Genomic DNA, 12,998 nt, shown 5'->3' on the forward strand with positions numbered 1-12,998 from the left:
GTCGCAGCAGCGACGACCGAAGATCCCACGAACTTGACCACGCCACCAGGAAAGGAACCCGGACATGGCTTTTGGGCGCCCCAGGAAGAAAAAGCAGGACGACGCCGCCGTCGCATCGGAGCAGCAGGACCAGGACCCCACGGGAGCGCCGGACGTGCAGGACGCGGATGCGCCGACCGCCGTCACCCCCGGTGTGCCGGCTGAGGCCGGTGTGGCTGCACCCGGTGTGCCGCAGGCCGCCGACCTCGTGTCCAGTGCGGACTACGATCGCGCCACCCAGGGCCCGTTCGACCTCTCCGAGCAGGACACCGCGAACGGGTACATCAACCTCGGTGCCCTGCGGATCAATGCGGCCGAGGGGCTGCAGTTGCGCCTCGAGGTCGAGGAGCGCAGCAAGCGCGTCATCGCCGTGACCCTGGACCTCGGCGGATCGACCCTCCAGTTGCAGGCCTTCGCTGCGCCGAAGACGGAAGGCCTGTGGAACGAGATCCGGGAGCAGATCGGCACCTCGGTCGGATCCCAGGGTGGCACCGTCGAGGAGCGGCCGGGCAGGCTCGGTACGGAACTCTTCGCCAAGCTGCCCGCGCAGACACCCGACGGCCAGGCCGGGTACCGGGTTGCGCGGTTCGTGGGCATCAACGGTCCGCGCTGGTTCCTGCGGGGCGTCTTCGGAGGACCCGCGGCCCTCGAGGCGACCGCCGCGGCACCCATGGAGCAGCTCTTCCGCAGCGTCGTCGTGGTCCGCGGCGACCAGCCGCTCCCGCCGCGTGAGCTGCTCCAGCTCAGCCTGCCCAAGGACGCCACGGCAGGATCGGCGCCCGCTCCCGCCCCGGCCCGCCCTGATCTGAACCCGCTCGAGCGCGGCCCCGAGATCACCGAGACCCGCTGACCGTCATGCCCGCCCTGCCGAACGGGCGAGGTCCCGCCGATCCCGACGGCCCGGGGCGGGTCCTCGTCCCCGTCCCGGCCGCGCTGCCGGAGCGTGGCAGGATCAAGGCCCGCGGCGTCGTGACCAGCCTCACGATCGCGCCCGTCACGTCCCCGCCGTCCTTCAGTGTCCTCGCCGGGATCGACTGGAACGGTGCGCGGAAGACCGTCCGCATCATCTGGATGGGCCAGCGGCGCGTTCCGGGCGTCGAGGCGGGCGTCGCGCTCCGGTTCGAGGGCATGCTCACCACGGTGGACGGCACGCCCACCGTGTACAACCCCCGCTACGAGATCATCGGCCGCCCGGACGAGAACGGATGAGGAACCCGACATGAGCCACCCGATCGATGACCCCGACGCCCCCCGACGCCCCGGGGACGACGGCGCCCGCCCGGACGACGACGGGCCCGGCCCGCAGGCCGGGCCGACGGCGGCGGACTTCGCCAGGCAGTACGCCGCGAAATCCGGGGTGAAGCGCACCGACGACGGCCAGATCGACGTGCTGTCCTCGATCGGCGGAATCCAGGGGCTCGCCGAGAGCATCGCGCCCGGGCTGGTCTTCACGATCCTGTTCACCCTCACCCGGGACCTCACGGTCTCGCTCGTCGCAGCCCTGGCGGTCTCCGCCGTCTTCACCGTCCTCCGGCTCGTCACGCGGACACCGCTGACGCAGGCCCTCGCGGGGCTCATCGGCGTCGCGTTCTGCGCCATCGTGGCCCAGCGCACCGGCAACGCGGAGGACTTCTTCCTCCCGGGCTTCTTCATCAACGGCGGCTACATCATCGCGATGGCCGCGTCGGTGGTGTTCCGGTGGCCCTTCGCCGGGCTGCTCTTCGGCTTCATCCGCAACGAGGGCATCGAGTGGCGCAAGGACCCCGTCCGGGTCCGCGCCTATGCGACCGCGACCTGGATCATCGTCGCGGTCCTGGCGCTGCGCCTGGCCGTCCAGGTGCCGCTCTACCTGGCCGGGAACGTCGCGGCCCTCGGGTCGACGCGCGTGGCCATGGGCCTGCCGCTGTACGCGCTGGGCCTCTGGTTCGCGTGGATCGTCTCGCGCCCCCGCCCGGCCTCAGCCGGCGGGCCGTCAGCGGAGGCCCAAAACAGCTAGTCGTCCTCGGTCCGGGCGGAGAGTGCCACCCGGAGCTCGTCCTCGGCCGCGATGGCCGCGAGGAAGAACAGCTCGTCGCCACCCTCGACCAGATCGTCCGGGCTGGGCGTGATGGGGGAGTCGTCGCGCAGGATGGCGACCGCAGCGCAGTCCTCCGGGAGGCGGAGGGAGCCGATCGTCTCGCCGACGAGGGGGGAGTCCTGGGGGACGGTGAACTCCACGATCGAGGACACCCCGGTCTGCAGCGTCAGCAGTCGCACCAGGTCGCCGACCTCCACCGCCTCCTCCACGAGGGCCGTCATGAGTCGGGGCGTGTTGACGGCGACGTCCACCCCCCAGGAGTCGTCGAACATCCAGTCGTTCTTCGGGTTGTTCACCCGGCCGACCGTGCGCCCCACGCCGAACTCGCTCTTCGCGAGCAGCGACACCACGAGGTTCACCTTGTCGTCGCCGGTCGCGGACACCACGACGTCGGCCTCGTCGAGCCGTGCGTCCTTGAGCGTCGTGAGCTCGCAGGCGTCCCCGATCAGCCATTTGGCCCCTTTGAGGCCGCTGCGGCCGATCGCCTCGGGCTTCTCGTCGATGAGCAGGATCTCGTGCTTGTTGCCGAGCAGCTCCCGCGCGATCGACGAGCCGACGCTCCCTGCTCCGGCGATGACGACCCTCATTGGTTCTCCTCTTTCGGTGCGGCGGCGAGGATGCGTCCGATCTCGCCCGTCGCGGTCGTCTTCATCATGGCGTGCAGGATGTCACCCTGCTGGTAACTCGTCTCACCGGTGGGCAGGATCCCCTCGCCGAAGCGCGTGAGGTAGGCGATGCGCACACCGCTCGCGGCCTCGATGTTCCTCAGCGACCGGCCGAGCCACGCATCGCTCAGCGCGAGTTCGGCGAGGATCAGGCGTCCGGAGGTCTCCCGGAAATCACCGTTGATGGTCTGTTCGGGCAGGATCCGGCGGAGCACCTGGTCGGCGCTCCAGCGCACGGCGGCGACCGTGGGGATGCCGAGGCGCTGGTAGATCTCCGCGCGTCCCGGGTCGTAGATGCGCGCCACCACGTGCGGGACGTGGAACGTCTCGCGCGCCACGCGCGTCGCGAGGATGTTCGAATTGTCGCCGCTGGACACGGCGGCGAAGGCGTAGGCGTCCTGGATCTCGGCGTACTTCAGGGTCTCCCGGTCGAAGCCGACGCCGGTGACCTTGCGGCCGCCGAAGGACGAGCGGAGGCGACGGAAGGCGCGGTCGTCCTGGTCGATGATCGCCACCGAGTGCCCCGATTCGTCGAGCGTGTGGGCGAGGCTGACGCCCACCCTGCCACAACCCATGATCACAAAATGAGCCACCGAGGGCACCCCTGATTCTTGGTGTAGATCCTGCCGTTCCCTGCCGTACCAGCACCAAGCCTAGTGGCTGCCCGGACGCCCGGACGCGCTAGTGTTCAGGCTGTGCTGACTTTTCTCGAGGCCGTCAAGCGGGTGCTGGTGGGCAAGCCCTTCGCCAGCGACAGGCTGAGGAACAGGAGCCTGCCGAAGCGCCTCGCCCTGCCCGCGTTCTCCGCCAGCGCGCTGTCGTCCGTCGCCTACGCGCCGGACGAGATCCTCCTGACGCTGGCCCTCGCCGGGGTCGCCTCGGTGGCCATCTCGCCGTGGGTGGGCCTCGCCGTGATCGCCGTCCTGCTCGTCGTCGTCGCCTCCTACCGCCAGGCGGTCCACGCCTATCCCTCCGGCGGCGGCGACTACGAGATCGCGAAGCGGAACCTCGGACCCCGGGCGGGCACCACCGTGGCCTCGGCGCTCATGATCGACTACCTGCTCACCGTCGCGGTGTCCGTCTCCGCGGCGGCACAGTACGTCGTCTCGCTCGCCCCGGCGCTGGAGGACGTGCGGGTGACCCTCGCCGTCGTCGGCGTCGCGGTGCTCGTGCTGCTGAACCTGCGCGGCATCACGCGGGGCGTCCGCGCCCGCGCCGTCGTCACGTACTCCTTCCTGGCCGGGATCCTCGCCCTGTGCGTCACGGGCGTGATCCAGGCATCCACCGGGACCCTGGCCGACGCGCCGAGCGCGCGCTTCGAGATCGTCCCCGATGCCGCGCTCGACGCCGGCCTGGTGGGCCTCGCGGGCGGCCTCCTGATCCTCCGGGCGTTCTCGGCGGGCGCAGCCGCCCTGACCGGGCTCGAGGGCCCCGGCTCCAACGTGCCGGGCTTCCAGAAGCCGCGCTCACGCAACGCCGCCACGACGCTCCTGATCCTCGGTCTCGTGTCCTCCGCGATGCTCGCGGGCGTCATCTACCTCGCCAATGCCGCGCGCGTGCACGTGGTGCAGGACCCCGCGGCGCAGCTGCTGCTCGACGGCCGGCCGGTGCCCGAGGACTACATCCAGGCCCCCGTGGTCAGCCAGCTCGCCCGCACCGTCTTCGACGCCGGCTCGCCGGTCTTCTACCTGGTCGTCGCCGCGACGGCGCTCATGCTGATGCTCGCGGGCCATGCGGCCTTCAACGCCTTCCCCGTCCTGGCCTCCATCCTCGCCACGGACGGCTACCTGCCGCGCCAGCTGCGGACCAGGGGAGACCGTTTGACCTTCAGCAACGGCATCCTCCTGCTCGGGCTCGGCGCCGTCATCCTCATCGTCGTCTTCCGCGCGGACGTCACCGCCCTGGTCCAGCTGTACATCGTCGGCGTGTTCGTCTCCTTCACGGCCGGCCAGCTCGGACTCATCCGGCACTGGAACAGGGTGCTCCGCAGCACCGTGGGCAAGCAGAACCGGTGGACCATCCACAAGTCCCGTGCCATCAACTCGCTCGGTTTCGGCCTCACGGCGGCGGTCCTCGTGGTCGTCCTCGTCACCAAGTTCGAATACGGTGCGTGGATCGCGGTACTCGCCATGGCCGTCCTGTTCGTCGTCATGCGCAGCATCAAGAAGCACTATGACGCCGTGGCCGCTGAGCTCGCGATCGACGACGCCGTCCGCCTGCGCGCCCTGCCCTCACGGGTCCACGCCGTGATCCTCGTCTCCCACGTGCGGAAGCCGGTGCTGCGGGCCCTGGCCTTCGCGCGTGCCTCCCGCCCCTCCCGGCTCGACGCCATCACGGTCGACGTCGACGCCGAGCAGACCCGCCGTACCCTCGCCGACTGGGACAAGCACGAGATCCCCGTGCCGATCACCGTGCTCGCCTCGCCCTATCGCGACACCATCACCCCGATCCTCGACTACATCCGATCGATCCGCCGGGACTCGCCCCGGGACCTGATCGTGGTCTACATCCCCGAGTACGTGGTGGGAAAGTGGTGGGAGCAGCTGGTGCACAACCAGACCGCCCTGCGCATCAAGGCGCGCCTGCACTTCGTGCCCGGGGTCATGGTCGCCAGCGTGCCGTGGCAGCTCGCGTCCTCCGACGCGGCCCAGATCTACCAGGACCTGAAGTAGGAAGAAGCCCCATGAGCGACGCCGTCCGAGCCCCCGATCCCTCGACGCCGGGAGGCGGGCCCGATCCCGCGCCGGCGCCCGCCCGGTCCGGCACCGCCGACCTGACCGTCGGGAAGGCCGCACACGGCGGCCACTTCGTGGCCCGGCACGAGGGCCGCGTCGTCTTCGTCCGGCACGCCCTGCCGGGAGAGCGCGTCCGTGTCCGGTTCACCGAGACGGACGACGGCGCGAGCTTCTGGCGCGCCGACGTCGTCGAGGTGCTCGAGGCCTCGCCCTCCCGGGTCCGTCACCCCTGGCCCCTCGCCGACGCCCTGAAGGCCGCGGACCGGGGACGCTCGGCCGTCGGCGGGGCCGAGTTCGGGCATATCGCCCTCGACGAGCAGCGCCGGCTCAAGGGTGAGGTCTTCGGGGAGCAGCTGTCCCGGCTGGCGTCGGTCGACCGCCCGGTGACCGTGGAAGCGGCGCCGGGGGAGGCCGCGGACGGTCTCGGCTGGCGCACCCGCGCGGCCTTCGCCGTCGACCGCGCCGGGCGGCTCGCCATGCACCTGCACCGCTCGCACGACGTCCTCCCGGTCCGGGAGATGCCGCTCGCGGTCGCGGCCGTCAACGACCTGCGCCTGTGGACGCTGGACCTGACCGGCATCGAGCGGGTCGACGTCGCCGTGCCGTCCGGCGGGGGCGAGCCGCTCGTGCTGCTCGTGCCCGCCGCCCGGACCTCCCCACGACGCGTCGCGGCCGTCGCGTCCTCGATCAGCGGCGCCTCCGTGGGCGTCCTCGACCTCGAGTCCGGGCAGGTGCAGCGCCTGGCGGGCCGCACCTGGCTCCAGGAGAGCGTGCTGGGCATCGACTACCGCGTCACCGGTGCAGGCTTCTGGCAGATCCACCGGAGTGCACCCGAGGTCCTGGTCGCCGCGGTCCTCGACGGGATCCAGCCGGCCGCGGGCGAACGCCTCGCCGACCTCTATGCCGGTGCCGGACTGTTCACCGTGCCGCTCGCCCGCGCCGTCGGACCGGAGGGCTCGGTGCTGTCCGTCGAGGGATCGCCGGGCACGAGCCGCGACGCGAAACGCAACCTGCACGGCCAGGACCACGTCGCGATCGTCCAGGACCGGGTGGACGCCGTGCTCGGGCGCCGGACGGAACCCCTCGACGGCATCCTGCTCGACCCGCCCCGCGCCGGAGCCGGAAAAAAGGTCGTCCGGCAGATCGTCGAGGCCCGCCCGAGGGTCGTCGGCTACGTCTCCTGCGACCCGGCGTCCTTCGCCCGCGACCTCGGCTACTTCCTCGCCGCCGGGTGGTCTCTCGACGCCCTGCGGGTCTTCGACCTCTACCCGCACACGCACCACATGGAGTCCTTCGCGCGCCTCCTGCCCCCTCCCGCCTGAGGCGGGTACGCCCGGCCGCTGCGAGGACGCCTGTCAATGGCACCCTCGCCGGACCCCGAACGTTAGAGTTAAGGACCACCCGGGGCGGCCTCGCCGCCCCGCCGAACGAATCAAGGAGGCGCGGATGGGACTCTTGGAGACGATCCACGGCCCACAGGACCTGAGCAAGCTCAGCGACGCGCAACTGACGGCACTCGCGCAGGAGATCCGCACCTTCCTGGTGAGCAACGTCTCGCGCACCGGCGGCCACCTCGGCCCGAATCTCGGAGTCGTCGAACTCACCCTCGGCATCCACCGTGTCTTCGACTCGCCGCGCGACAGCATCATCTTCGACACCGGCCACCAGTCCTACGTGCACAAGCTCGTGACCGGACGCCAGGACTTCAGCACGCTCCGGCAGGAGGGCGGACTGTCCGGCTACCCGTCCCGGGCGGAGTCGGTCCACGACATCGTCGAGAGCTCGCACGCGTCGTCCTCGCTCTCCTGGGCCGACGGCATCTCGCGGGCCCGCGTCCTCAGCGGCGAAGGCGACCGCTACACCGTGGTCCTCGTGGGCGACGGCGCCCTCACCGGCGGCATGGCGTGGGAGGCGATCAACAACATCGCCGCGGACAAGCGCCGCCGCGTCGTGATCGTGGTCAACGACAACGGCCGCTCCTACGCCCCGACCATCGGCGGTGTCGCCGATTACCTCGCCTCGCTCCGGCCCACCCTCGACTCGGTGCGGACCCATCGCATCTACGAACGCACGCTGGACCGGGTCAAGAACCGCATGCAGAACGGCGGACCGGTGGGGGAGTTCAGCTACAAGAGCCTGCACGCCATGAAGAAGGGCATCAAGGACTGGTGGGCGCCCCAGGGCCTCTTCGAGGACCTCGGCATGAAGTACGTGGGCCCCGTGGACGGCCACGACCAGTCCGCCGTCGAACAGGCCCTGCACCTCGCCAAGAACTACGAGGGGCCGGTGATCGTCCACGCGATCACGGAGAAGGGCCACGGCTACGCCCCCGCCCGCGCCCACGAGGCCGACCAGTTCCACGCCGTCGGGATCATCGACCCCGAGACCGGCGAACCCGTCGACGGCGCCGGGAAGCAGTCCTGGACCGCGGTCTTCGCGAACGAGATCGCCGACATCGCCGACGAGCGCCCCGACATCGTCGGTATCACCGGGGCCATGCTGATCCCCGTGGGACTGCACCGCTTCGCGGCCCGGCACCCCGACCGTGTGTTCGACGTCGGCATCGCCGAGCAGCACGCCGTCACCAGTGCGGCCGGCATGGCGTTCGGCGGGCTCCATCCGGTGATCGCCCTCTACGCCACCTTCCTCAACCGGGCCTTCGACCAGCTCCTCATGGACGTCGCCCTGCACAAGGCGGGGGTCACGGTGGTCCTCGACCGGTCCGGCGTCACGGGGCCCGACGGCGCGAGCCACCACGGGATGTGGGATCTCGCCCTGCTGCAGGCCATCCCCGGCCTGCACCTCGCCGCTCCCCGGGACGCGTCCCGGCTCCGCGAGGAACTGCGCGAGGCCGTCTCCATCTCCGACGCCCCCAGCGTGGTGCGCTACTCCAAGGGCTCCGTGGGTGCCGAGGTGGAGGCCGTCGAGCGCCTCGACGACGGCGTCGACGTCCTGTCCCGCAGGCCTGCCGGCTCCCGCACCAACGACGTCCTGATCGTCAGTGTCGGCGCCATGAGCGAACTGGCGCTCGACGTGTCGAACAGGCTCGGCGCGCAGGGCATCAGCTCCACGGTCATCGATCCCCGGTGGCTCCTGCCGGTCCGCCGCTCGGTGATCGACCTGGCAGCCGAGCACCGGATCGTGATCGTCATCGAGGACGGCGTCCGCGCCGGCGGCGTGGGGTCCAGGATCCGCCAGGAGATGCGCTCGGCGGGTGTGGACACCGCGCTCAACGAGGTGGGCCTCCCGGTCGAGTTCCTGGACCACGGTTCGCGCAGCCAGGTCCTCGAGCGCGTGGGACTGACCGCGCAGAAGATCACGCACGACGTCGTCGCGCAGGTCCTCGGCACGAAGGTTCCCGTGGCCCGGCCGCTCGCCGGCGACCACGCCCCGGCCACGGATCAGTTCCCTCGGCGCTGACCTGCCGGACGGCCTCCCCGGGGGCGTCCCGAGTGCGCGCACGGCGCGCGGGACGCCCCTCTCGAGGGGTGGTGTGAGACAATGACCAAGGCTGGCGAGGGAACCACATTCCTCCGCCGGTCCAGTGACAGGCTTCCGTTCCGCAAGCGATGCTCCCGTCCTACCGAGTCCGCCCCGTCGGCGGAAGTAGGCGGAATCCGCCGGCGGGACCCACCGTCCACCACGGCGGCTGAGTTGGAAAAGCGCCACTGGTCGTCGAGTGATTCAGCACCCCCATGACGGTGCGACCTCGGACGACATGACATCGACTTCCGGTCTGCCGCCGGGCGAAAGGCCCGCGGCCGGCCGACATACCGCCCCCGAGGGCGCTGGAATGTGGCCGGTGCCGCAGGGGCTTGGAGCGAGCACCTCATGGATCAGTCAGAACAGCAGGGGAACGACCAGACCGCCACGGAGGCATCCGCCACCGTGCAGGCACCCGAGGCCGCACCGGCGAGGACGCCGAGGAAGCGCCGCACGGCGAGTTCACCGGCCGGGGCACCACCCTCGGCGCCGCAGGCAACACCCGATTCAGCATCCGCTACGGCGCCCGCCACCGGGACTGTCACAGAGATCCCTGACGAGCTTCCCGCGGAGACCGCCCCGCCGGTCCGCAAGAGGGCCTCGCGCGCCCGCAAACCTGTCGTTGCGGCCGAGGAGACTCCTTCGAGCGAGACCGTCACCGAGGCTCCCGGGAACGCCGCGGACGCGACGCCGGTCGGGTCCGAGACCGCCCCGGCCGCCCCGGCGCGGGTACCCCGCACCCGCCGCCGGGCGGCCTCCGCCGAGGCCGGGCCTGCCAGTGCAGCACCCGCTCCCGTCGAGCCGGCGGCAGAGACCGCCGCAGTGCCTGCTGAAGGGCAGGCCGCCGTCGAACCGGCCGGCACCGGAAGCACCCCAACAGCGGATACCCCGACTGCCGGATCACCCGTAGCGGTCACCGGCGACCCCGCCGACACGGCGGCTGTGCCTGCACGGGCACCCCGCACGCGGCGTCGTGCGGCCAGCGCCGCAGCCGGACCCGCCAGCCCCATCGAGAGCGCCGTCGAACCGGCCGAGGCAGAAGTCGTCGCCGCGGCGCCGGCCCCCGACGCCGTAGCGGAGGAGAGGCCGAGCCGGGCTCGCCGCAGCTCCGCCCGGACCCGCAGCCGACGGGCCTCGGAGCCCGTGCAGGCAGACGAGCAGGCAGATGAGCAGGTGGACGGGCAGGCCTCGGCCCCCGCAGCACCGGAGCCGTCCGCTACGAGCCGCACCGCCGCAGCCCCCGCCACGCAGGACACCGCGGGCGTCGACGAGGTCCAGGAAGCCGCACAGGCCGGAGAGACCGCCGACGGCGGCCGCCTCGATCCGTTCGCCATCCCCGAGTCGCCGCTGTCCCTCCTGTTCCATGCACCGGACCTCACCACGGTCTCCGTACCGTCCGTGAAGGTCGCCCCGCCGCGCGAGGAGGAGGCGGGGGAGGACGAGTCCGACGAATCCGGCCGCCGCTCGCGCCGCAGCCGTCGCAGCAGGGGCCGCAGCCGGGGAGACTCGGGCCAGTCCGAGGCCGGCACCGAGGACGCCGCTGCGGAGAGCCAGGACGACCGGGCGGACGGGAACGGACCCGAGGAGGGCGCCAGCGTGACGTCCCGCCGTCGCCGTCGCCGCCGTCGTGGTGACCAGGACCTCGAACTCACCGGCGGAGAGGACGACGATCCGCCCAACACCGTCACCCGTGTCCGGGCTCCGCGGCAGGCCAGCGAGCCCGTCTCCGACCGCGTGACCAGCGTGCGCGGATCGACGCGCCTCGAGGCGAAGAAGCAGCGCCGCCGCGAATCGCGCGACACCGGCCGCCGCCGCACCGTCATCACCGAGGCCGAGTTCCTGGCCCGTCGCGAGTCCGTCGACCGGCAGATGATCGTGCGCCAGTCCGACGACAGGATCCAGATCGGCGTGCTCGAGGACGGCATGCTCGCCGAGCACTTCGTCTCCAGGACGCAGCAGGACTCGCTGATCGGCAATGTGTACGTCGGCAAGGTCCAGAACGTGCTGCCGAGCATGGAGGCCGCCTTCGTCGACATCGGACGAGGACGCAACGCCGTGCTCTACGCCGGTGAGGTCAACTGGGACGCGGCGGGCCTCGACGGCCAGCCGCGCCGGATCGAACTCGCCCTGAAGTCGGGGGACCCCGTCCTCGTGCAGGTCACGAAGGACCCGGTGGGGCACAAGGGTGCCCGGCTGACGAGCCAGATCTCCCTGCCCGGCCGCTACCTCGTGTACGTCCCGGGCGGATCGATGACGGGCATCTCCCGCAAGCTGCCCGACGTCGAGCGGAACCGCCTCAAGCGCATCCTCAAGGACCGCCTCCCCGAGAACGCCGGCGTGATCGTCCGCACCGCGGCCGAAGGGGCCAGCGAGGAAGAGCTGACCCACGACATCAACCGCCTCCGTGCCCAGTGGGAGGAGATCGAGCGCAAGGCCGGCTCGACCAAGACCCTCGCTCCGGAACTGCTGTACGGCGAGCCCGACCTGACCATCAAGGTGGTCCGCGACGTCTTCAACGAGGACTTCTCCAAGCTCGTCGTCTCGGGCGAGGACGCGTGGGACACCATCGAGGCCTACGTCATGTACGTGGCACCGGACCTCGTGGGCAGGCTGGAGAAGTGGAACAGCGAGGAGGACATCTTCGCGGCGTCCCGTATCGACGAGCAGATCTCGAAGGCCCTGGAGCGCAAGGTCTTCCTGCCCTCCGGCGGATCCCTCGTGATCGACCGCACCGAGGCCATGACCGTCGTCGACGTCAACACCGGGAAGTTCACGGGCAGCGGCGGCAACCTCGAGGAGACCGTCACCAAGAACAACCTGGAGGCCGCCGAAGAGGTGGTGCGCCAGCTGCGCCTGCGTGACATCGGCGGCATCATCGTCATCGACTTCATCGACATGGTGCTCGAGGCGAACCGCGACCTCGTGCTGCGGCGCCTCGTGGAATGCCTCGGACGGGACCGGACCAAGCACCAGGTCGCCGAGGTCACCTCGCTGGGACTCGTCCAGATGACGCGCAAGCGCATGGGCACCGGCCTGCTCGAGGTCTTCGGAGAGGACTGCGAGCACTGTGCAGGACGCGGTGTGGTCACCTACATGGAGCCCGTGGAACACCGCCACTCCACGACCGGGGAGAGCCAGCAGCAGCCGCGCCAGGAGAGGCCGTCCCGGAGCGAGCGCAAGCGCAACCGTGGCCGCGGGAGCCAGCAGGACGAGGGCCAGGCCCAGGCTCCGGTGCCCGTCGCCGAGAGTCCTGACCGTGCCGCGAAGGCCGAGGCCGCCCGCGCGGCCCTGGCGAGCATCGCCGCGGCGACCCACCACGCCCACGAGGAGCCGTCCGACGAGCACGTCTCCGAGGCGGACGTCCAGGTGACGGAAGCCGTCCTGACCATCAACGGTGAGACGGTCACCCTGCCCCGCGCGGACAGCCGCCGTCCGCAAGTCCAGGAGGATGCCGAGGCTCCGGCGACGCGCCTGACCCTCGACAGCCTGAGCGAGGCCTTCAACCGGAAGCCTGCGGCGTCATCGGCCGACGGCGTCGGGCAGCTCGACCAGGTGCTGGCGGCGACGTCGCGCACCGAAGAGGCGACGACCTCCCGCGCGGCGGTCTCCGGGCCGGCGTCGGGCGACTCCACCCGCCCCTCGCGTCCGCGCCGTCGTGTGGCCCGCAGCGCACAGGGGGCAGCGGACACGGCGATCGAGACGCAGGGAGCGGAACCCGCCGTCGAGCCGGCCGGTACCCGGCATGTGGCGAAGGCTGCGGCGCCGGTGCGGAAGCCGGAGGCATCCGCCGCCGAGCCGCTGATCTTCGGCGTCGGGGTGCCTGCCTCCGAGCTGTAGGCGTCAGCGGAACGGCACAACCGTTCCGTCAGGAGGGCCGGAGTCCGGAAGGGCTCCGGCCCTCCTGTGCTCCCTCACGGGTGCCCTGCTGGACGTCGGCACGGACCACGTCCCCGTACGCCTCGTCCACGCCTCGGGGCTCCGTGGGGTCCCGCCACCCGG

The 12,998-nt window shown here is 71.5% G+C and carries 9 protein-coding genes; 7 read left to right on the forward strand and 2 right to left on the reverse strand.

Annotation, left to right across the window (positions count from 1 at the left end; translation table 11 throughout):
* The first annotated feature begins 64 nt into the window (after nt 1-64).
* Genes IWX63_RS06645 through IWX63_RS06655 form a run of 3 tightly spaced genes read left to right on the forward strand, consistent with a single transcriptional unit; the run spans nt 65 to nt 2,035 of the window.
* A complete protein-coding gene (locus IWX63_RS06645; RefSeq protein ID WP_199277376.1) occupies nt 65-889 on the forward strand; it encodes a DUF3710 domain-containing protein in 825 nt (274 codons plus the stop codon).
* Between the two features lie 5 nt (nt 890-894).
* The gene (locus IWX63_RS06650; RefSeq protein ID WP_334685700.1) at nt 895-1,248 is read left to right on the forward strand and encodes a hypothetical protein; all 354 of its coding nucleotides are present in this window, start codon (nt 895-897) and stop codon (nt 1,246-1,248) included.
* Nucleotides 1,249-1,258: 10 nt separating this feature from the next.
* On the forward strand, nt 1,259-2,035 hold the full coding sequence (locus IWX63_RS06655; protein ID WP_199277377.1) for a DUF3159 domain-containing protein: 777 nt from the start codon (nt 1,259-1,261) through the stop codon (nt 2,033-2,035).
* On the opposite strand, the gene IWX63_RS06660 is transcribed toward IWX63_RS06655, so the two are convergent.
* Together IWX63_RS06660 and IWX63_RS06665 are read right to left on the reverse strand one after the other, a co-directional pair.
* On the reverse strand, nt 2,032-2,703 hold the full coding sequence (locus IWX63_RS06660) for a potassium channel family protein (RefSeq protein ID WP_199277378.1): 672 nt from the start codon (nt 2,701-2,703) through the stop codon (nt 2,032-2,034). The genes IWX63_RS06655 and IWX63_RS06660 overlap by 4 nt on opposite strands.
* Nucleotides 2,700-3,374, reverse strand: coding sequence for a potassium channel family protein (locus tag IWX63_RS06665; RefSeq protein WP_199277379.1), 675 nt, complete (start codon nt 3,372-3,374; stop codon nt 2,700-2,702). Before IWX63_RS06665 ends, IWX63_RS06660 begins: the two co-directional genes overlap by 4 nt.
* A 102-nt stretch (nt 3,375-3,476) precedes the next feature.
* On the opposite strand from IWX63_RS06665, the gene IWX63_RS06670 reads away from it, so the two are divergent.
* The 4 genes from IWX63_RS06670 to IWX63_RS06685 all read left to right on the forward strand — a co-directional run bounded on the left by IWX63_RS06670 (nt 3,477) and on the right by IWX63_RS06685 (nt 12,836).
* Nucleotides 3,477-5,453 carry an APC family permease gene (locus IWX63_RS06670; RefSeq protein WP_199277380.1) on the forward strand — a complete coding sequence of 659 codons (1,977 nt, stop codon included), beginning with the start codon at nt 3,477-3,479 and terminating at the stop codon, nt 5,451-5,453.
* A gap of 11 nt (nt 5,454-5,464) precedes the next feature.
* Nucleotides 5,465-6,838, forward strand: coding sequence for a class I SAM-dependent RNA methyltransferase (locus IWX63_RS06675; RefSeq protein WP_199277381.1), 1,374 nt, complete (start codon nt 5,465-5,467; stop codon nt 6,836-6,838).
* Nucleotides 6,839-6,962: 124 nt separating this feature from the next.
* Entirely contained in the window at nt 6,963-8,936 is a 1,974-nt protein-coding gene (gene dxs / locus IWX63_RS06680; protein ID WP_199277382.1) for a 1-deoxy-D-xylulose-5-phosphate synthase, read from the forward strand.
* 411 nt (nt 8,937-9,347) lie between these two features.
* Nucleotides 9,348-12,836, forward strand: coding sequence for an Rne/Rng family ribonuclease (locus tag IWX63_RS06685; protein WP_199277383.1), 3,489 nt, complete (start codon nt 9,348-9,350; stop codon nt 12,834-12,836).
* Nucleotides 12,837-12,998: the final 162 nt, after the last annotated feature.

The organism is Arthrobacter sp. CAN_A2 (genome assembly GCF_015752045.1).
Lineage (GTDB): Bacteria > Actinomycetota > Actinomycetes > Actinomycetales > Micrococcaceae > Arthrobacter_D.

Coding starts and splice junctions, on each gene's coding strand:
- IWX63_RS06660 (WP_199277378.1), bottom strand. CDS start 2,703: ATGAGGGTCGTCATCGCCGGAGCAGGGAGCGTCGGCTCGTCGATCGCG.
- IWX63_RS06685 (WP_199277383.1), top strand. CDS start 9,348: ATGGATCAGTCAGAACAGCAGGGGAACGACCAGACCGCCACGGAGGCA.
- dxs (WP_199277382.1), top strand. CDS start 6,963: ATGGGACTCTTGGAGACGATCCACGGCCCACAGGACCTGAGCAAGCTC.
- IWX63_RS06645 (WP_199277376.1), top strand. CDS start 65: ATGGCTTTTGGGCGCCCCAGGAAGAAAAAGCAGGACGACGCCGCCGTC.
- IWX63_RS06650 (WP_334685700.1), top strand. CDS start 895: ATGCCCGCCCTGCCGAACGGGCGAGGTCCCGCCGATCCCGACGGCCCG.
- IWX63_RS06655 (WP_199277377.1), top strand. CDS start 1,259: ATGAGCCACCCGATCGATGACCCCGACGCCCCCCGACGCCCCGGGGAC.
- IWX63_RS06675 (WP_199277381.1), top strand. CDS start 5,465: ATGAGCGACGCCGTCCGAGCCCCCGATCCCTCGACGCCGGGAGGCGGG.